At 71.9% G+C, this 20,113-nt stretch carries 16 protein-coding genes; 9 read left to right on the top strand and 7 right to left on the bottom strand.

Annotation, left to right across the window (positions count from 1 at the left end; translation table 11 throughout):
• Positions 1-13: 13 nt before the first annotated feature.
• Positions 14-619 (bottom strand): response regulator transcription factor, encoded by a 606-nt coding sequence (locus ACZ4N5_RS21685; protein ID WP_467758692.1) that lies wholly within the window; start codon positions 617-619, stop codon positions 14-16.
• Positions 620-904: 285 nt separating this feature from the next.
• On the opposite strand from ACZ4N5_RS21685, the gene ACZ4N5_RS21680 reads away from it, so the two are divergent.
• Positions 905-3,073 carry a SpoIIE family protein phosphatase gene (locus tag ACZ4N5_RS21680; RefSeq protein WP_467758691.1) on the top strand — a complete coding sequence of 723 codons (2,169 nt, stop codon included), beginning with the start codon at positions 905-907 and terminating at the stop codon, positions 3,071-3,073.
• Positions 3,074-3,260: 187 nt separating this feature from the next.
• On the opposite strand, the gene ACZ4N5_RS21675 is transcribed toward ACZ4N5_RS21680, so the two are convergent.
• A complete protein-coding gene (locus tag ACZ4N5_RS21675) occupies positions 3,261-4,595 on the bottom strand; it encodes a S1 family peptidase (protein ID WP_467758690.1) in 1,335 nt (444 codons plus the stop codon).
• Positions 4,596-4,799: 204 nt separating this feature from the next.
• Here ACZ4N5_RS21675 and ACZ4N5_RS21670 point away from each other — a divergent pair, with 204 nt between their 5' ends.
• From ACZ4N5_RS21670 to ACZ4N5_RS21650, 5 genes are all read left to right on the top strand, one after another.
• Positions 4,800-5,213 carry a PaaI family thioesterase gene (locus ACZ4N5_RS21670; RefSeq protein WP_467758689.1) on the top strand — a complete coding sequence of 138 codons (414 nt, stop codon included), beginning with the start codon at positions 4,800-4,802 and terminating at the stop codon, positions 5,211-5,213.
• Positions 5,214-5,817: 604 nt separating this feature from the next.
• Entirely contained in the window at positions 5,818-6,033 is a 216-nt protein-coding gene (locus ACZ4N5_RS21665) for a type A2 lantipeptide (RefSeq protein ID WP_328551944.1), read from the top strand.
• Between the two features lie 91 nt (positions 6,034-6,124).
• Entirely contained in the window at positions 6,125-6,934 is an 810-nt protein-coding gene (locus tag ACZ4N5_RS21660; RefSeq protein WP_467758688.1) for a hypothetical protein, read from the top strand.
• A complete protein-coding gene (locus tag ACZ4N5_RS21655; RefSeq protein ID WP_467758687.1) occupies positions 6,931-9,153 on the top strand; it encodes an NHLP family bacteriocin export ABC transporter peptidase/permease/ATPase subunit in 2,223 nt (740 codons plus the stop codon). The genes ACZ4N5_RS21660 and ACZ4N5_RS21655 overlap by 4 nt, the downstream gene beginning before the upstream one ends.
• A 1-nt stretch (position 9,154) precedes the next feature.
• Positions 9,155-11,983, top strand: a complete 2,829-nt coding sequence (locus ACZ4N5_RS21650; protein ID WP_467758686.1) for an NHLP bacteriocin export ABC transporter permease/ATPase subunit — start codon at positions 9,155-9,157, stop codon at positions 11,981-11,983.
• 4 nt (positions 11,984-11,987) lie between these two features.
• Here the strand turns inward: ACZ4N5_RS21650 and ACZ4N5_RS21645 are convergent, their stop codons facing one another.
• On the bottom strand, positions 11,988-12,524 hold the full coding sequence (locus ACZ4N5_RS21645; RefSeq protein ID WP_467758685.1) for an SRPBCC family protein: 537 nt from the start codon (positions 12,522-12,524) through the stop codon (positions 11,988-11,990).
• Between the two features lie 3 nt (positions 12,525-12,527).
• Positions 12,528-12,953: an ArsR/SmtB family transcription factor gene (locus ACZ4N5_RS21640; protein WP_467758684.1), complete on the bottom strand. Its 426-nt coding sequence runs from the start codon at positions 12,951-12,953 to the stop codon at positions 12,528-12,530.
• Between the two features lie 182 nt (positions 12,954-13,135).
• Here ACZ4N5_RS21640 and ACZ4N5_RS21635 point away from each other — a divergent pair, with 182 nt between their 5' ends.
• Positions 13,136-14,638, top strand: coding sequence for an MFS transporter (locus ACZ4N5_RS21635; protein WP_467758683.1), 1,503 nt, complete (start codon positions 13,136-13,138; stop codon positions 14,636-14,638).
• Between the two features lie 23 nt (positions 14,639-14,661).
• Here ACZ4N5_RS21635 and ACZ4N5_RS21630 read toward each other — a convergent pair whose 3' ends face one another.
• Complete coding sequence (locus tag ACZ4N5_RS21630; RefSeq protein ID WP_467758682.1) at positions 14,662-16,263, bottom strand: phosphatase PAP2 family protein; 1,602 nt, start codon at positions 16,261-16,263, stop codon at positions 14,662-14,664.
• 412 nt (positions 16,264-16,675) lie between these two features.
• A complete protein-coding gene (locus tag ACZ4N5_RS21625; RefSeq protein ID WP_467758681.1) occupies positions 16,676-17,110 on the bottom strand; it encodes a protease inhibitor in 435 nt (144 codons plus the stop codon).
• Positions 17,111-17,453: 343 nt separating this feature from the next.
• On the opposite strand from ACZ4N5_RS21625, the gene ACZ4N5_RS21620 reads away from it, so the two are divergent.
• A complete protein-coding gene (locus tag ACZ4N5_RS21620) occupies positions 17,454-18,005 on the top strand; it encodes a hypothetical protein (RefSeq protein ID WP_467758680.1) in 552 nt (183 codons plus the stop codon).
• Positions 18,006-18,167: 162 nt separating this feature from the next.
• Entirely contained in the window at positions 18,168-18,656 is a 489-nt protein-coding gene (locus ACZ4N5_RS21615) for a TIGR03668 family PPOX class F420-dependent oxidoreductase (RefSeq protein WP_467758759.1), read from the top strand.
• Positions 18,657-18,868: 212 nt separating this feature from the next.
• Here ACZ4N5_RS21615 and ACZ4N5_RS21610 read toward each other — a convergent pair whose 3' ends face one another.
• The gene (locus tag ACZ4N5_RS21610) at positions 18,869-20,047 is read right to left on the bottom strand and encodes a PucR family transcriptional regulator (protein WP_467758679.1); all 1,179 of its coding nucleotides are present in this window, start codon (positions 20,045-20,047) and stop codon (positions 18,869-18,871) included.
• Between the last annotated feature and the right edge of the window lie 66 nt (positions 20,048-20,113).

Raw genomic sequence — 20,113 nt, 5'->3', positions numbered from 1 at the left:
GTCGCGGACGGACTCACAGCCAGCCCTCCCCCTGCGAGATCCGGATCGCGTCGATGCGGTTACGGGCCCCGGTCTTGCGGGTGATCGCCGCCATGTAGTTGCGCACGGTCCCGTGGGACAGATGCAGGCTGCCCGCGATCTCGGCGATGGAGGCACCCGCGGCCGCGAGGGATAACACGCTCAGCTCGCGCCGGGTCAGCGGCATCTGCGCGGCCTTGAGGAAGCCGAACCCCAGCGACTCGTCGACGAAGCGTTCTCCCTCGGCGACCCGGCGGATCCCCGACAGCAGGCGCTCGGGCGGGCCCTCCTTGTCGACGTAGCCCACGGCGCCGGCCTCCGCGGCCCGCCGGAGCAGTCCTGGTCTGTTCGCGCTGGCGAGAACGAGAAGTCTCGGCGCCGGGGTTCCCGTGCCCCGGCCGCACAGGTCGGAGAGCGGGATGCCGTCCGAGCCGGCGCAGTCCAGGTCCGCCGCGCACACGTCCGGTACGACCGACCGGACCCGGCCGGGCGCGCTGTCCCACGGGGTGTCGTACACGCCGAGGTCCGGCGTTCGGTCCAGCCACTCGGCCAGCACCTGCCGCACCAGACACGCGTCGTGCACCAGTAGTACCCGGATCACGTCGACTCCTTCGGGTGACCTCGCGACGGCGTACTCGCCCTGTGCGCGTGCCCATTGTTCGGCGCTTGCGACCGCGCGCCGTCGCGAAGAATCGGCCAAAAGGTGGCTCGGGGGCGCGCGCGAGGGCCGGCGCGCCGCTCCGTCCCTCCGCCCGGTGAGCGTGGCCCTGAGCCCACCGGGCGGTGCCCTGCGGGTCCGCCGACTCCGCTCGCCGTGCGCGATGGGCCTTCAGGGGGGAGCCTTGATCCCTGGAAGTGCGGAGGCCGTCGACGGCCCCGCGAGGAGGTGGTCGGCGTGTCCGACGGGCAGGAGGCCGCACAGGCGCCGGCCGGCCGACCGACCCCGGTGGGGCGGCCGCTGCTGTCGCTGACGCTGGCCGCGATGCTGGACGATGTGCACGCCCACTCGGGAGCCGTGTACCTGCTGGCCTCCCACGAGCCGGTGCTGGAGATGGCGGTCTCCGCCGGGCTGCCGCGGGCCTTCGCGGCGCCTTGGGAACGCGTGGGGCTCAGCGCTCCGATCCCGGTCGCCGACGCGGTACGGGAGCGGCGGCTGATCTGGGTGGGGGGCGAGCACCAGATGGCTCGCAGGTATCCCCGGATCGCGGTGGTGCTCCCGTACCCCTTCGCCCTCGCGGCGCTTCCGGTGGCGACGGCGACCACCGTGTACGGCGCCGTCTACGTGACCTGGCCCGGCTCCCATCCATCGGACCTCTCCGACCGGGAGCGGGAACACCTCACCGCGGCCTGTGACCGGCTCGCGCTGCGCCTGGAGCGGGCCGCCGTGGAGAACCGCCCGCCGCACCCCGAGCCCGACCTCCTGCGGCCGGGCGCGGCGGCGCCGGCCGGCACGCTCGGCACGGTGGAGGCGACGCGGATGGTGGCGCGACTGCCGTACGGGCTGTGCTCGCTGGATCTGCACGGACGGGTCGGTTTCGCCAACGCGGCGACGGCCGAGCTGCTCGACGTGCCCGTCAGCCAGCTCCTGGGCACCCAACTGTGGGCGGCCGTGCCCTGGCTGAACGACCCGGTCTACGAGGACCAGTACCGGGCGGCCCTGATCAGCCAGCACGTGACCTCGTTCGTCGCACTCCGCCCCCCGGGCGAGTGGCTGTCGTTCCGCCTGTATCCGGGTACGACCGGGTTGAGCGTCCGTATCTCGCGGGCCCGGCCGGTGTCCGAGATGACACGGGCGGGGCCGCAGCCGAGCGACGGCAGCCCGCGCCTGGTGACGATCTCCCACGTGCTGAGTCTGGCGAGCGCGCTGACCGAGGCGGCGGGCGTGCAGGACGTGGTGCAGCTGATCGCGGACGAGATCTCGCCCGCCGTCGGCAGTCAGGCCCTGGTCGTCCTCGGCACCCGGGCCGGCCGCCTGCACGTGCTCGGGCATCGCGGCTATCCGGACGCACACACCGTGGAACGCTTCGACGGGCTGCCGATGAGCGAGCAGACCCCGGGCACCCAGGCGCTGAACACCGGTGTGCCCGCGTTCTTCGACTCGCGCGAGCAGCTGGAACGGCTGTATCCCTCGCGGTACTCGACACCCGACGGCATGGGCGCGTGGGCCTATCTGCCCCTGATCGCCTCCGGGCGACCGGTGGGCACCTGCGTCCTCGGGTACGCGCAGTCCCACCACTTCGCGACCGACGAGCGGGCGGTGCTGACCAGTCTGGGCGGGCTGATCGCCCAGGCCCTGGAGCGTGCTCTGCTCTACGACGCCAAACTCCAGCTGGCGCAGGGTCTGCAGGCCGCGCTGCTGCCGAGCTCGCTTCCGCCGCTGGCCTCGATCGAGGCGGCCGCGCGCTATCTGCCGGCCACCCGGGGCATGGACATCGGCGGGGACTTCTACGACCTGGTGTCCTCGCAGGGCCGGGCGGCGGCCGTGATCGGGGATGTGCAGGGGCACAACGTGACGGCCGCCGGCCTCATGGGGCAGATCCGCACCGCCGTACGCGCGTACACGGCGGTGGGCCAGGCGCCGGAGGAGGTGATGGGGAGCACCAACCGGCTGCTCATCGACCTCGGGGCCGAGCTGTTCGCCAGTTGTCTGTATCTGCGTCTGGACCCGGCACGCGGGGTGGCCGTGATGGCGCGCGCGGGGCATCCGCCGCCGCTGCTGCGCCGGCCGGACGGCAAGGTCAAGGTGCTCGACCTGGCCGGTGGGCCGCTGCTCGGGATCGACGCCGACGCCGTCTATCCGACGACGGAGGTGCCGCTCGTCCCCGGGTCCGTGCTCGCCCTCTACACCGATGGCCTGATCGAGTCCCCCGGCGTCGACATCGAGGACGCACTCGCCGACCTCGCGCGACGCCTCGCCGCGACCGGGGACCAGCCCCTGGACGAGCTGGCCGACAGTCTGCTCCAGCGGGGCGAGGTGGGCGGCCAGGAGCGGCCGGACGATGTCGCGCTGCTTCTGCTGCGGGTACGGACGCCGGCTGACACGGCCCGCCCGTAAACGCTGACCCGGCTCGTAAACGCTGACCCGGCCCGCGAGAACCGGCACGGCTCGTGAAAGCCGGCACGGCTCGTGAAAAAAGGAGCGGTCCGACCCTCCCGCCGGAGGGCCGGACCTGTCCACTGTCGACCGGAATTCCCTGTTCCGTTGGCCGGTCAGTGGGTCTTGATCGCCGGAGTCACCGGCTTCAGGGAGTGGCCACCACGCTCGAGCCGTCGTTCATCCCGGCACCGGACTGGTCGCCCGCCGCGCCGGACTGGTCGCCCGCCGCGCCGCTCTGGTCTGCAGCGCCGCCCGCCGCGTCACTGGCGCTCGCGCTCGGGTCCGCCGCGCCGCTCTGGTCTGCTGCGCCGCCCGCCGCGTCACTGGCGCTCGCGCTCGGGTCCGCGGAGCCGGCCCCGGCGCCCGCGTCTCCCGCGCCCAGCGTCGCGCCGACCGCCGCCAGCGCGGTGGTGACCGGCTGGAAGAAGGTCTCGCCGCCGGCGGTGCAGTCGCCGCTGCCGCCCGACGTCAGGCCGACCGCGCCGCCGTCCTGGGTGAACAGGGAGCCACCGCTGTCGCCCGCCTCGGCGCACACATCGGTCTGGATGAGACCGGTGACCGTGCCCTCCGGGTAGTTCACGGTGGCGTCGAGGCCGGTCACGTTGCCGTTGTGGAGACCGGTGGTGCTGCCCATCCGGAAGACCTGCTGGCCCACGGCGGCGTCGACGGCCTGGTTGATCTGGACGCTCTGCCCGTTGCCGACGTTGACCGCGCTGTTCGTCTGCGTGGCCGGGTCGTCGTACTTGACGAGGGCGAAGTCGCCATTGCCGGGGAAGGTGGCCTGGTCGACGGTGGCGATGGACGCACCGGTCTGCGAGTCCGACCACTTGGCGGCGGCTACACCGCAATGACCCGCGGTGAGGAAGGCGGGGGTGCCGTCGCCCGCGGTGACGTTGAAGCCGAGCGAACAGCGCACATTGCCGCCGAAGATGGCGTCGCCGCCGTCGACGAAGGTCTTGAAGGTTCCCGCGGACTTCTTGAGGGTCGCCACGCCCGAACCGAGGTTCTTGACCGTCGACTCCACGGTGTTCCACTTGGTGCCCGTGACGGTGGAGTCCGCGGTCACCTGGATCTCGTTGGTCTTCGGGTCGACGGCCCATGCCGTGCCGGGGATCGTCGCGTCGGCCTTCAGCGTCTTGGCGGCGGCCTGCAACGCCGAGGTGCTGTTCTGCACCTGGTGCGCCACGGCGCCGGCCTGCTCGATCTGATTGACGACGTTGCTGTTGTTACCGACGACATTGATGACGAGCTGCTTCTTCGCCGCGTCGTAGTACGACCCCGCGAAGGCGTCGCCCAGTTGGGTGGCGAGCATGTTGGCGACACCCGAGACATCGGTCGCCTTGAACGTTCTGGGAGCGGCGTCGTCCCCGTGCGACTGCGACGCGTTGGCGTGGGGCAGCAGAAGAGCCGCTGCTCCGAGGGCCGCAACGCTGCCCACCGCGATGGCGGCCTTGCGCTTGGGTATCCGTTTGTGACTCAACTCTTGACCTCCTGGGGACGGGGTCGATGCCGCGTCCGGCAGCTGACTGGGGGGCGCCTGGTTGCCTGTTGATACGCGTGCGTCACCCGGGGCGTTCAACTGCCATTGCAAATTGCGGGAGTTGGTCTCACCAAAGGCATTGATTGCGGAGACAATCGGGCGATTTCCTCCGTACGGGGCCGGGAATTCGAAGCAATGCGCCGTATGACATTGACGCTCCCGGAAGCCGACGAGATCCTCGCCGCCAACTTCGCCCCCTGGGTGCTCGACCTCGGTCTGTCGGTGGCGGAGCTGGACGACCACCGCGCCGTCCTGCGCCTGCCGTGGTCCGCGCGACTGGCCCGGGAGGGTGGTTCCCTGTCGGGCCAGGCCCTGATGGCGGCCGCCGACACGGCGACGGTGATCGCGGTCTCCGCGGCCCGCGGCGCCTTCGTCCCGATGACGACCGTTCAGCAGTCCACGAGCTTCCAGCGGGCGGTGACGGACGCCGACGTGCTGATCGAGGCGGTCCTCACCAAACTGGGCCGCCGCATGGCCTTCGCGGACATCACGATGACCGCCGAGGGGTCGACGGAGATCGCGGCGCGGGCGAGCACGGTGTACGCGATCCTCGGCTGAGCGACGACGGCCGCGCCCCCGGGCCGCCCGCGCCCCGCCCACCGGGCGGCGAGTCCTGTGCACGGCGGGCGGCCCTCTCCCTGCCCGGGCGGGCGGAGTTCGCCGCCCACCCGGCCGACGGGCGCCCGCCATGCCACCCACCCGTCGCCACGGTGCGCAACCGAGTGGCGACGCTCCGTCGGCGATCAAGAACGGAATCCCGGGTTCAGGGAATCTGCACAGCCCATGCTCATGGAGGGCACCGCGTACGAGAGATCTGCACAGGCGTGCGCCCCCCTGCGTGCCATTGGACCGGGACTGTCCCATTCGGTACGGGAGCGGCAAGGGTTCGCGTGGATCGATGCCGCGCAGCATGTGAAGAAGTGGCCGCAGAGGCGTGTGGACACCTGCACGGTTCACCGCCCGCGGAGCACAAGTGCCCAGGTGAGAGCCCTGGTTGATTGGAAGCGCGCCCCGCGCCCGTGCTTTGATCCGTTGCACCGCGGAGGTCGCGGCACCGCTCCCAGGAACGGGAGCCGCACCCCTGCGGTGGCGGCCGTCATCTGTCCCCCAGAGGGGGGCCGCTCTCCCCCTTGTGAATATCCATATGAAGGGAAGTTCCATCATGAACTCCACCCCCCGTGTCGAGACCGCCGAGATCTCCGACGCCGACCTCGACAACGTCTCCGGCGGCCTCGCGCTGAACGCCGTCGGCACCGTCACCGGCCTGGTGGACAGCGTTGCCCCGGTCTCCGGCATCGTCGGCACGGCCGTCGGCACCGTCGAGGGTGTGACCGGCCTGAACACCGCCCCGGTCACCGGCCTGGTCGCCGGTCTCTGATCGCGTTTCACGCCGCCGAGTCCCGGAACCGCCCCACCGGTTCCGGGACTCTCGGGTGCCATAGGCCTCTCGAACAGGTGAGGGAAGTCCCGTGCAGTTCCGCCAACAGGCCCTCGCCAAGCTGCGGTCGCCCGAAGAGCTCGACCTTCCGGTGCGCTTCGCCCGCCCGCAGGGCTGGCTCGTCCTGTCCGTGACGGTCGTCGCCATGGCCGCCGCGTCCGTCTGGGCCGTGACCGGCAGCGTCGCCTCCACGGTCGGCGCGCCCGCCGTCCTCACCCACGCGGAGGGCAGCTACATCCTGCAGAGCCCCGTCGCCGGCCAGGTCACCGCGGTCCTCGCGAAGGAGGGCGAACGGCTCCCCGCGAACGCCCCCGTGCTGAAGGTCCGTACGGCGCAAGGGGAGACGGCCGTCGTCCGCACGGTCGCCGCGGGCCGTGTCACCGCGCTCGCCGCCACGATCGGCGCGATCATCTCGACCGGCGCGAACGTGGCCGCCGTGGAGAAGGTCGCCCACGCCGACGACCCGCTGTACGCGACGGTGTACGTCTCCGCCGGAAGCGCCGCCACGATTCCCGCCGACGCCGCCGTCGACCTCACCGTCCAGTCGGTGCCGGCCCAGCGGTACGGAGTACTGCGCGGCCATGTGAAGACGGTGGGCCGCCAGGCGCAGACCGGGCAGCAGATCGCCGCCTACCTCGGCGACAGTCAACTGGGCCAGCAGTTCACCGACAAGGGCAGGCCCGTGGCCGTCCTGGTCCGGCTCGACCGTTCGTCCGCCACCGAGAGCGGCCTCAAGTGGTCGTCCGCCGACGGGCCGCCGTACGCACTCACCTCCATGACCCTCGCCACGGCTTCGATCCGGCTGGCCGGTCAGCGCCCCGTCGATTGGCTCCTGCCGTGACCACCGCACCGGACACCCGCAGCAGACGGCGCGCCGCCCCGCCCCGGCGCAGCGTTCCCAAGGGCCGGGTCAAGAGCGTCCGCACCCCCACCGTTCTCCAGATGGAGGCCGTGGAGTGCGGTGCGGCGTCGCTCGCCATGGTGCTCGGCCACTACGGCCGGCACATCCCGCTCGAAGAGCTGCGCATCGCGTGCGGTGTCTCGCGGGACGGTTCGCGGGCGAGCAACCTGCTGAAGGCGGCGCGCAGTTACGGCCTGACCGCCAAGGGCATGCAGATGGACACGGCCGCGCTCGCCGAGGTGCGGGGGCCCGCGATCCTGTTCTGGGAGTTCAACCACTATGTCGTGTACGACGGCATGGGGCGCCGCTTCGGGCGCCGGGGCGTGCACATCAACGACCCCGGCAAGGGCCGTCGTTTCGTACCGATGGAGGATTTCGACACCGGCTTCACCGGAGTCGTCCTGGTCATGGAGCCGGGCCCCGACTTTCGCAGGGGCGGCCGGAAACCGGGGGTGCTGGGCGCCATGCCGGCCCGGCTGCGCGGCACTTCGGGCACGATGCCCGCCGCCGTGCTGGCGAGCCTGCTCCTGGTGGCGGTCGGCGCGGCGGTGCCCGCGCTCAGCCGGACGTTCATCGACCAGTATCTGATCGGCGGTCAGAGTTCGCTGCTCGGAGTGCTGTTCGCGTCGATGGGCGCCTCGGTGCTGCTGACGGTGGTGCTGACCTGGTTGCAGCAGGCGAATCTGCTGCGCGGCCGCATCATCTCCTCGACGCTCTCCAGCGCCCGTTTCCTGCGCCATCTGCTGCGGCTGCCGGTCACCTTCTTCTCCCAGCGCAGCCCGGCCGACCTGGTGCAGCGGCTCCAGTCGAACGACGCGGTGGCCGAGACGCTGGCCCGCGATCTCGCCGCCGCGGGTGTGGACGCCGTCGTCGTCGTCCTGTACGCCGTGCTGCTGTACACGTACGACCCGCAGCTGACGGCCGTCGGCATCGGTGTCGCGCTGCTCAACGTGGTGGCGATGCGGGTGGTGATCCGGCTGCGCGCGACCCGCACCGCCAAGCTCCGCGCCGACACCGCCCGGCTGACCAACACCGCCTATACCGGGCTCCAGTTGATCGAGACGATGAAGGCCACCGGTGGCGAGGACGGCTACTTCCGCAAGTGGGCCGGACAGCACGCCACCACACTGGAGGAGCAACAGCGGCTCGGTGTGCCGAGCGCCTGGCTCGGGGTGGTCGCTCCGACGCTCGCGACGCTCAACAGCGCGCTGATCCTGTGGATCGGCGGCCTGCGGGCGGTCGAAGGTCATGTCTCCGTGGGTCTGCTGGTCGCCTTCCAGGCACTGGTCACCCGCTTCACCGCGCCGATCACCCGGCTCAACGGCGTCGCGGGCCGTATCCAGGACTTCGCCGCCGACGTGGCCCGCCTCAAGGACGTCGAGAACTTCCGGGCCGACCCGCTCTACGCCCGCCCGGGCACCGGCGACTCGACCCGGCGGCTGCAGGGTCATGTGGAGCTGGAGAACATCACGTTCGGCTACAGCCCGCTCGACAGGCCGCTGCTCACCGGGTTCTCGCTGACGGTCGGCCCGGGGCAGCAGGTCGCGCTGGTCGGCGGCTCGGGCAGCGGCAAGTCGACGGTCTCCCGGCTGATTTCGGGCCTGTACGCACCGTGGGAGGGCACGATCCGCATCGACGGCCGACGTCTGGAGGACATCCCGCGCGGCGCGCTCGCGGCCTCCGTGTCCTTCGTCGACCAGGACGTCTTCCTCTTCGAGGGAACGGTCCGCGACAACGTGGCGTTGTGGGACCCCTCGATCCCGGACGACGCGGTGGTCGCCGCCCTTCAGGACGCGGCACTGTACGACGTCGTCACGCGCCGTCCCGGCGGGATCCACAGCCGGGTCGAGCAGGACGGGCGGAACTTCTCCGGCGGTCAGCGGCAACGCCTGGAGATCGCGCGGGCGTTGGTGCGCAGGCCCAGCATCCTGGTGCTGGACGAGGTGACCAGTGCCCTGGACGCGGAGACGGAGCAGACCGTCATGGACAACCTGCGCCGGCGCGGCTGCGCCTGCGTGGTGATCGCCCACCGGCTCAGCACCGTGCGGGACAGCGACGAGATCGTCGTACTCGAACACGGCACGATCGTGGAACGCGGGCGGCACGAGGCACTGGTGGCGGCCGGCGGTCCGTACGCCGGTCTGGTCAGGGAGCGTTGAGATGACCACGGTTCACGAGGGTGTCCACGAGCAGGACGTCGTGCTCGGCGCGCTCGGCGGTATGGGTGTGCCGGTCGGGTGCGTGGGGCTGAGCCGTCTCGATCTGGAGGGCCCGCAGGTCCTGTGGCTGGTGGCCGCTGGCGCGATGGACCTGTTCGCGGTCGACGCCGCGCAGCAGGGGCACTGGCATCACCTCGGCCGGCTCGAAGCGGGCTCTTTGCTGCTCGGTCCGGTGACGGGTCCTCAGCACACGCTGGTCGGCAGGCCGTTGCGCGACTGCGAGGTGCGCAGGATCGGATTGCGGGAGCTGTATCAGCAGGCCGACACGACGACCTGGTCGTACGACGCCTACGGCAACCCGCAGTACGTGCCGCCGACGGAGAGCCCGCTGGAGTACGCGCTCTCCCTCGGCGTCGGACGCAGTCTGTCCATCCTCATCCAGGCCCCGACGGCCACGGAGCACGCGGCGGCGCCCACCGACGACGATGTCTTCTGGATGCAGGTCCCGCCGGGAAGTGTGCAGTACGGCTCCCTCTACGGGGCCGAGGCGGCGGCCGATCTGCTGATGGACTCCGGGGTCTGGCAGGGCATGGTCGACCAGCAGTACCGGTTGCTGTCCACGCTCGACCGCTGGATCGAAGAGCTGGAGGCCGGTCACGAGGACCGGACGGCGGCGGGTATCAAGGCCGGTGAGGCCGTCCGCGCCCAGGCCGACCGCACGCTGCTCGCCTCGATCGGCAGACCGTCGGCGAAGCGCCCGACCGCGGCCGAGACGGACGCCACGTACGCGGCCTGCGAACTGGTCGCCCGCGCGGCCGGGATCACCCTCGCCGAGCGGGCGGGCAGCGGCACGGAGAGCGACCGGCTCGACCCGGTCGAGCGGATCGCGCTGGCTTCGCGGGTCCGTGCCCGTGCGGTGCGTCTCGACGGGCGCTGGTGGCGCGACGACATCGGCCCGCTGGTCGGCCACCGGGCGGTGTCCGGTGCGCCGGTCGCGCTGCTGTGGCGGCGCGGCGGATATGTGGCCGTGCAGCCGTCCTCCGGGCGGGAGACTCCGGTCGAGAAGGCCAACGCGGCGGAGTTCGAGCCGCGGGCCGTGATGTTCTACCGCCCGCTGCCCGAACGGAAGTCGACTCCGCTGCGGCTGCTGCGCTTCTGTCTCGCGGGCACCGGCGGAGATCTGCGGAACCTCGCGGTCAGCGGGCTGGTGACCGTCGCGATCGGCGCGCTGGTGCCGATCGCGACCGGCAGGGTGCTCGGCGAGTACGTTCCGAAGGCCGAGCACGGCCTGATCGTGCAGGTCTGTCTCGCGCTCATGGTCACCAGCGTCGTGTCGGCGGCGTTCATGCTGTTGCAGAACCTCACGCTGCTGCGGATGGAGGGCCGGATCGAGGCGAGTCTCCAACCGGCCGTCTGGGACCGGCTGTTGCGGCTGCCGACGGCGTTCTTCGCCGCCCGCTCGACCGGTGAGCTGGCCAGTGCCGCGATGGGCATCAGCGCGATCCGCAGGCTGCTCGCGGGGGTCGGCCCGACGCTCGCGCAGGCGGCCACGGTCGGCGCGATGAACCTGGGTCTGCTGCTCTGGTACAGCGTGCCGATGGCGCTGGCCGCGATCGGCATGCTCGTGGTGATCGCCGCCGTGTTCCTCGGTCTCGGTCTGTGGCAGGTGCGCGGACAGCGCCGTCTGGTGGTGCTCGGCAACAAGCTCAACAACCAGGCCTTCCAGACCCTGCGCGGTCTGCCCAAGCTGCGGGTCGCGGCGGCCGAGAACTACGCGTACGCGGCCTGGGCGGGCGAGTTCGCCCGCAGTCGTGAGCTCCAGCAGCAGGTCGGCCGCGTCAAGAACCTGACGACGGTGATGGGCGCGGTGTATCTGCCGCTGTGCTCCCTGCTGATGTTCATGCTGCTGGCGGGCCCGGCGCACGGCTCGCTGTCGGCCGCCGGCTTCCTCACCTTCAACACGTCGATGACGATGCTGCTGACCTCGGTCACCCAGATCACCGGCGCGTTCGTGTCGGCGGCGGCCGCGCTGCCGATGTTCGAGGAGATCAGGCCGGTGCTCGACGCGACACCCGAGGTGCGCGGGGCGAGCACCCGTCCCGGTGTCCTGTCCGGCGGGATCGAGGCGCGGCGGCTGTCGTTCCGGTACGCCGACGACGGTCCGCTCGTCCTCGACGACGTGTCGTTCGCGATCCGGCCCGGAGAGTTCGTGGCGATCGTCGGCCCGAGCGGCTGCGGCAAGTCCACCCTGCTGCGGCTGCTGATCGGCTTCGACAGACCGGTGTCGGGCAGTGTGCTGTACGACGGCCAGGATCTGGGGGCCCTCGACCAGTCCGCCGTACGCCGTCAGTGCGGAGTGGTGCTCCAGCACGCGCAGCCGTTCACCGGGTCGGTCCTCGACTGCATCTGCGGCACCGAGCCGTACACGCCGGAGGAGGCGATGGAGGCGGCCGAGATGGCGGGACTGGCCGAGGACATCAGGCGGATGCCCATGGGCCTGCACACCCTCGTGTCGGGCAGCGGCGCGATCTCGGGCGGCCAGCGCCAGCGTCTGATGATCGCCCAGGCGTTGATACGACGGCCACGCATCCTCTTCTTCGACGAGGCGACCAGCGCGCTCGACAACGCGACGCAGCGCACGGTGATCGAGAGCACCAAGGCTCTGAACGCGACCCGGGTGGTGATCGCGCACCGGCTGTCGACGGTGCTGGACGCGGACCGTGTCATCGTGATGGAGAACGGCCGGGTGGCTCAGCAGGGCCCGCCCGCACAGCTGTTGGCGGACACGGGCGGGCGGCTGCACGAGCTGGTGCGGCGGCAGCTGGCCTGAGCGGTCAGTCCGTCCCCGGGACCGGCGCGCCGGAGGGGACACCGGCCTCGACGTAGGCCTCGTAGATCTCCTTCCAGGCCGTCCTTCCCCCGGCGTGCGGGCCGTCGGACCGTTCGCCGCGGGCCGTCGCGTCGAGGGCGGTGAGGCACACCTCCCAGCCGGCGCCGTTGCGGGCGGCCGTGTTCCGCTCGGCGAGCACGTTGGTGAGCGTGAAGCGGGTGTGCCCGCCGTCGACGGCTTCGAGGTCGAAGCGCAGCTCGTCGCCGCCCCATTCGAAGGAGAGATGGCGGGGCGGGTCGACGGCGAGGACGCGGCCCGTCGACTCCGGCATGTTCGGATCGCCGCTGAACGTGATCGTGCCGCCGGGGCGCAGCTCCATCTCGGCGCGGGAGGGGAACCACGCGGCCAGTTCGTCGGGCTCGGTCACGAACCGCCAGACGCGGTCGACGGGGTGGTCGTAGGTGCGGCTGAAGCGGACGGCGGGGCGGCCGTCGTCCAGGGTGAGGTACGTCCCGGTGCGGGATGTGGCTTCGGCGGACATGGCTCAGTCCTTCGGTGAGGGTGCTTCCGATGAAGGTGCGTCCCCTGGGGGTGCTTCGCCGTTCGGCCGCCTTCGATCGTGCGGGAACGGCTCTTCGGGGTGGTCCGACGGCTCGCCCGCCGCGGCGTCCAGGCGGTGGCCGAGGGCGTCCAGGCTCTGGTTCCACAGCGTGCGGTACGGGGTGAGCCAGGCGTCGAGTGCGGCGATCGGGGCCGGGTCGAGGGCGTAGACCCGGCGTTGCGCGTCCTGACGTACCCGGACGAGCCCCGCGTCGCGCAGCACCCGCAGATGCTTCGAGGTGCCCGGCTGGCTGAGCCCGCACGCCTCGACGATCTCACCGACGGCCCGGGGGCGCTCCAGGAGGAGCGCGACGATCGCCCGCCGGTGGGGGTCGGCGAGGGCGGCCCAGAGAGAGGCGTCGTCGGACATGGCTTCAATATGCCTCAACGGTTATATGACCGTCAAGGAATAGATGGGACGGGGGTCACACCCGACCCCCTAGCGAAACGTTGCCGTTTCGCTCGACGGGGCTTAAGGTCGAAACGTCGATGTGTACGAAACCGTTTCGTTTACGTACACGCAATGAGCGACTTCCCTGGAGTGCTTCTCCCATGTCCCAGAGCCTGACCAAAGTCACCCACGCGGGTGCCGCGGACACGACGTCCGCACTCGCGTCGAAGCGGCGATGGTGGATCCTCTCGATCATCGGCATCGCCCAGCTGATGGTGGTCCTCGACGCCACCATCGTGAACATCGCCCTGCCCTCCGCCCAGGCGGACCTCGGCTTCTCCGACGGCAACCGGCAGTGGATCGTCACCGCCTACTCCCTGGCCTTCGCCTCCCTGCTGCTGCTCGGCGGCCGTATCGCGGACCTCTTCGGACGCAAGCCCGCCTTCCTGGTCGGGGTCGCCGGATTCGCCGGCGCGTCCGTCCTGGGCGGTGCCTCGACCGGCTTCGGGATGCTGGTCACCGCCCGCGCCCTGCAAGGTGTGTTCGGCGCCCTCCTCGCGCCGGCCGCCCTCTCCCTGCTGAACACGACGTTCACCGACGCCAAGGAACGCGCCAAGGCCTTCAGCGTCTACGGCGCGATCGCCGGTGCCGGTGGCGCGGTGGGCCTGCTGCTCGGCGGCGTGCTGACCGACGCGCTCGACTGGCGCTGGACGCTGTTCGTCAACCTCGTCTTCGCGGTCGTCGCCTTCGCCGGCGGCTGGGTCCTGCTGAACGGTCATCGTGACGCGGCGAACTCCAAGCTCGACCTGCCGGGCACCCTGCTGGTCTCCACCGGCCTCTTCGCCGTGGTCTACGGCTTCTCCAACGCCGAGACGCACGACTGGAGTTCACCGGCCACCTGGGGCTTCCTCGTCGCGGGCGGAATCCTGCTGAGCGCGTTCACCTGGTGGCAGACGCGGGCGAAGCACCCGCTGCTGCCGATGCGCGTCCTGCTCGACCGCAACCGGGCCGCCTCGTTCCTCGCGGTGCTCATCACCGGCGCGGGCATGTTCGGCGTCTTCCTCTTCCTCACCTACTACCTTCAGCTGAACCTCGGCTTCAGCCCCACCAAGACGGGTGTGGCGTTCCTGCCGATGATGGCGGCCCTGATGGTCATGGCCCAGGTCTCCACCACGGTCCTGGTGCCCCGGATCGGGCCGAAGGCGGTCATCCCCGCGGGCTTCGCGGTCGCCGCGCTCGGCATGGCCTGGCTGACCGGCATCGGCATCGGCTCGTCCTTCTCGACCGACGTCCTGCCGCCGCTGCTGCTGATCGGCGCCGGCCTCGGCATGGTGATGCCGCCCGCCATGTCACTGGCCACCGGCGGGATCGCCCCCGAGGACGCGGGCGTCGCCTCCGCGACCGTCAACACCATGCAGCAGGTGGGCGGTTCGATCGGTACGGCCCTGCTGAGCACGCTCGCCGCGAGCGCCTCGACCAGCTACCTCGCGGGCAAGGACGCGACGGACAAACTGGTCCAGGCCCGGGCGACGATCGAGAGCTACACCACCGCCTTCTGGTGGTCGGCCGGATTCTTCGCCGCCGGAGCGCTCATCGCGCTCGTGCTCTACCGCCGCGGCAACCCGGTCCAGGTACCGGACGCCGCACCGGTCGTGCACATGTGACCGGGTCCTGACCCGGTCACCCATCAGGTCGAGGGGCCGCCGTCCGCAGGGAGACGGCGGCCCCTCACCCGTCGCCGGTAGCGGGCCGTCGCGGCGACCCGGCGCGCCTCCAGGACCTGTTCGCTGCGCGGCCGGGCGGGCCGGTACACGACCAGGGCGCGATGCTCCTTCTCCAGCCGCAACCCGGCCGCGCCGGGGTGGACCTCGCCGTCGTACGCGAGGGTGTCCGCGCCCAGGACCCCGTCCAGCTCCACCCAGGGAACCCGCTCGGCGCCGTAGACCCGTGAGCGCCCCAGGGTCCCGAGGACCGAGGACGCGACGAGGCGAGTACGGGCGAGGCGGTGGTCGGCGTCGACCAGGCGTACATCGAGCAGCCCGTCGTCCAGTCGCGGCCGGAAGGCGGGGGCGAGGCCTTCGGGGACGTACCGGCCGTTGCCCGCGAGGAGCAGCCACACGCGGCGGGGCCGGCCGTTGACGTTCAGCTCGACGGGACGCGCGGTGCTCAGCACCCGGACCAGCGCGACGGCCGCCGCCGGCCCGCTGCCCAAGCGCGTCTCCAAGTCCTCCCGCAGACGCACGAGTGCGGGGTACGGCCCGATGCTGAACGTGTTGAGGAACGGCATGTCCTGACCCGTCGCCGAGCGGGCCACACCGATGTCCACCGACACCGCCTCGCCCCCGGCGACCGCGACGGAGGTGTCCTCGAAGTCCCGGGCACCCACGTCCAGCGCGAAGTGGTTGAGCGTGCCGCCGGGGAACACGGCCAGCGCCAGGCCCCGTTCGGCCGCCGCGCGGGCAGCGGCGTTGGCACTGCCGTCGCCGCCGCAGACGCCGAGCGCGCCACCGATCTCCGCGGCCCGGTCGGCCGCCGCGGCGAGCAGCTCCGCGAAGTCGTCGCCAGGACCTCGCTCGATCAGCTCGGCCTCGGGCAGCAGGGCGCGCAGCCGCCCGGCGGGCGACATCGGTGCGGCGGGCGCGCCGGCGCCGACCCCGGCCCCGGCCCCGACACCGGCCCGGTCGTTGACGAAGACGACCAGCCCCTTGCCGAGCGGCAGCGCGGGCGCCCGCGCTGCGGGCCGTTCCCGCGCCGGTACGACGGGGCGCGGCGGCCACCAGCGGCAGGTGAGGGCGGCCGCGCCCGCGCCGATGGCCACGCCGGCGAGCACGTCTCCCGGGTAGTGGACCCCTACGTAGACACGCGAGAAGGCGACGGCGGCGGCCACGGGCGCGACCAGGGCGCCGTAGCGCGTGGACTCCATGGCGACCCCGGTGGCGAAGGCCGCGGCGGAGGCGGAATGCCCGGACGGGAAGGACGTGGTGTGCGGCTGACGGGTCAGCTGCCTGATCGCGGGGACGCCTTCCAGCAGCGGGCGGGGGCGCCGGGCGCTCCACTTCACCAGCGTGTTGACGGTGAGCGAGGCCAGCGCCAGTGAGCCCAGGCCGCGGAGCGCCGCCCGGCGCCCGGCGGGCCCGCCGACCAGGCTGATCCCCGCCGCCGTGCCCAGCCACAGGCGTCCGTGGTTGGCCGCATGGCTGAGCCGCCGCAGCGCCGGATCGGCTCCGGGCACCCGCACCGCGGCCACCCGTGTGAACAGCCGCTGGTCCCATTCGAGGAGTACACCCATGCTCCACCGCTACGCCGCCTCGGCCGCGTCGGCATCCCGAGTGACTCGCAACGGTGACGCGCGTGGGCCGTGCGGCGCACGGATCGCACCGGTCGGGGCGGACGGACCGGTCGCGGAACGCGGGGCTCCTGGGAGAGACGCCTCGCGGAACGCGGGGCCCTCCGGGAGAGCCGGGTCGCGGAACGCGCGGCCCTCCGGGAAAGCGGGTCGTGGCACGGCATCACACCTCGGGGTGTGATGCCGTGCCACGGTCGTTCCGGTCGTGCACGCAGAAATGCCGAGGGCCGGCCGACGGCCCCACTCCGTCTGACCGACCCTCGGTGCGAAATCACATGGCGCCTCGCGACGGGGCCCGCACTCCCCAGCTACGGATCCCGGTCCATGTCCACGACGGCCACGCGATCCCGGTCTCTCAGAACGCGAAGACGGTCATCCCGTAGGAGTTCTTCACGCACTCGTTGGCGAAGGTGTGCTCGTACGAGACGCGCTTGCCCTGCCAGACGCCGACCGCCGTGACGACCACAGGGTCGTACTGCCTCGTACAGAAGACGTCGTTTCTGGGTGTCAGTTCGTCGAAATCGCCCTTGACCGCCCGGAGTTCGGCACAGGCGTCGACCGCGGCCGGGTGGGTCCCGGAGGCCGTCGGGGCGCAGTTGAGGGTGACGGCGCGTTCTGGAGTGGTGACGGCCGCGCTCTGGCCGTGGCCCGTGGTGAGCACCAGGGCGGAGGGGGCGTAGAGCCCGGACGGGCCGAGGGCGGGGGCTGCGTGGGCGGACCCCATGAGGGGGCCGCAGACGGCGGTGGCCGTCAGGGTGAGAGTCGCTGCCCAACGCGCGGTGTTCGGCATTGTGTGCATCCTTCCGCTCGATCGAATGCGATACCGGCTCGGTCGAGTGCCGGTTCGGCGAGCGCGAGTCTGCCGAGTCCGCACAGGAAACACACATCGACCCCACGCGTTTCGGTAACTTTGAGTATTGAATCAGTGGCGCGAAGTTACAGAATTCGAACGTCTGGGGCCCGGAACTGAGCGGTTGTTGATCGCCGCCGACGGCCACCTGGCCGGATTGACATGCCTCAGCAATAGGCCTGAAACATTCCGCTTCACCCGGCATGCCGCCTCGACTTCCGCTTACGGCGGACTTCTTCCCGGAGCTCTTGCATCTTGTTCGCAATGGAGTAATCGTCATTACATGATTACAACGGAGCAACGCGAGAAGCTGCGCGGCTGGTTCGCAGGCCGCCTGCCCGACGATCTCTTCGAGAGCCTGGCGGAGGTGACGGTCGACCGTGAGGAGATCACCGTCGTCGGCCGCATCCCCGAGCCGAAGCTCGCCGAAGGCGCCTCGGACGCCGAGAAGGAGGCGGCGCTCCAGGCCCGTATCCAGGAGTTCCGCGAGCGCACCCGGGACGACCGCGTCGAGGTGGCCCGCGAGGCGGAGCACCGCTTCCGCAAGAAGGTCTCCTGGGGTGTGGAGTGCGGCACCGAGCGTGCCCTGTTCACGCATGTCGCCGCGCCGGTGATGACCCGGCTGCGCCAGCCCGAACGCGAGGTCCTCGACACGCTCATCGCGGCCGGGGTCGCCCGCAGCCGCAGTGACGCGCTGGCCTGGTGCGTCCGTCTCGTACAGCGGCACACCGACGACTGGCTCGGCGAACTGCGGGACTCCCTGGAGCATGTGCAGCGGGTCCGCTCACAGGGCCCGGACGCCGAACCGCAGGACGTTCCCGGCGACGAGGAGTGACCCGGCCGGCGGTGCCCTGACCGCGCCGCTCCGGGATACCGCGCCACACTGGCAGCAGGTGCCGACGGGACGAGGCAACGCGGAGGTCGGCGCCGCCGCGTCCGTCCGTCCATCGCGGACGGCGGCACGGCCCGCGGAGAACCGGAGCCGCTCGTGCCCGACATGGACGAGGACCAGGCGCGCCGCCACTTCCTGGCGGCGCGGGTGGCGACTCTCGCGACCGTGGACACCGAGGGCCGGCCGCATCTGGTGCCGCTCGTGTTCGCGCGCTGCGGCGACGAACTCGTCTCCGCCGTCGACCACAAGCCCAAGCGGTCGCCCTTGCTGCGGCGGCTGCGCAACATCGCCACCCACCCGGCCGTCTGTCTGCTGGTGGACGCCTACGACGAGGACTGGGAACGGCTGTGGTGGGTGCGGGCGGACGGCTACGCGCGCGTCGTGCCACCCCCCGGCGGGCGGGAGCCCGGTGACCCGCCGGGTGAACGGAAGCCCGGTAACGGGGAGCCCGGTGAAATCCCGCACGCCTACGCCGCCGCGATCCACGCGCTGCGGGACAAGTACCCCCAGTACCGGAACCGGCCACCGGACGGTCCGGTGACCGTGATCACCGTCCACCGCTGGCGCGGCTGGCAGGCCGCACCGGACCGTTGAGCGGCGCCCCCGGGGTACCGAGGGAAGTTCGCCCCCTCCGCCCCTGCCCGTCCCGTCCTGGGGCTCCGCCCCGGACCCCGCTCCTCAATCGCCGGAGGGGCTGAACTCTCCCGTCCGGCGCTGGGTAGTGGCCGAAGCGAGGGTCCGGGTGCGGCAGCCCCCGGGGTCGGGACGGGCAGGGGCGGAGGGGGCGAAGACAGCCCGGCCGGTGCTCAGTCGCGGATCGTGCGGGCGATGTCCAGGGTGAGGCGGTGCCACGGGTCGCGCGGGTCGCGGCCGGTCAGTTCGTGGATGCGGCGCAGGCGGTAGCGCAGGGACTGCGGATGAAGGTGCAGGGCCCGCGCGGCGGCGTTCGCCGATCCCGAGTCGATGTACGCCGTGAGCGCCTCCAGCAGATGGCGCTGAGCGGCGTCGGTGAGCGGCCCGAGCACCAGCCGGGCGATGTGATCCGGCGCGGCCGCCGGGCGCCCCGCGAGTAGGGCGAGGACCTGCGCGTCGGCATCCGTGAGGACGTGCCCGGACCGATGGGCGTGGGCCGGCGCGGTGTCGAGGGCGTCGGCGGCGAGCCGGTGCGCGAGGGCGACCCGGTCCAGGCCCTCGCCGGTGATGACACACCCGCGCCAGGATCGTTCGCCGAGGACCGCCCCCACGTGTGCCGCAGCCGCGAGCGGCAGCAGCAGAACGGCCCGGGAGCCCCGTACCGTCGCCAGGGATGTCACCTCGCCCCCGGGACCGGCCAGCGCGTCGAGCAGTCCCGTCGCCGTCTCGTGCGCGAGGTCGGGCCGCTCCGCGGCGACCGGTTCCGCCGCCAGCAGGCAGCAGGGGTCCGGAAGCTGGATGCCCAGCCGGGCGGAGCGGTCGGTGAGCGCGCCCACCGAGGCGTGCCGCCCGGCGATCAGGTCGTCGAGCAGCAGCCGCAGCGCCCGGGTCCGGTCACCGGCCAGGTCCTCGCTGGTGGCGGCGTACGCGGTGGCCATCTCCTCGGAGAGGGTGTCGAGGGTGACGAGCAGCATGCGGGTGAGTGCGAAGGCGTCGGCGGCGGCGAGCCGGGGCGCGCGAGCGGCGACCTCGTCCGTGAGGACGGTGCCCGCCACCCGGTAGGCGCGCAGCACCGCCTGCACCGGGCGCCCGTCCGCAGCACGGGCCGACGCGATGCCGCGGAAGCGCCGCAGATCGGCCGGCCCCAGTGTGCCGTCGGTGGCCCACAGGTGCAGCAGCCGCTCAAGGCCCCAGGCGGCGATGGCGCGTACCTCGGGCAGCCGGCTGTCGTCGAGTGCCGCGTACACCGGGACCTGTTCGTGGACCGCCGCGACGATCGCCTCCACGACGCGCGGGTCGGCGACCATCTCCTGCCGGATGCGTTCGCGGACCTCGGACAACTTGTTTGTCACAGGGTGATGATTCCAGCCGCACGTTGTGCGCACCACAGTGGACGGGACTTGTCACAGTCGCCAGGA

The sequence above is a fragment of the Streptomyces sp. NPDC026500 genome (assembly GCF_055567635.1).
This window is presented reverse-complemented; position numbering and strand designations above follow the sequence as displayed.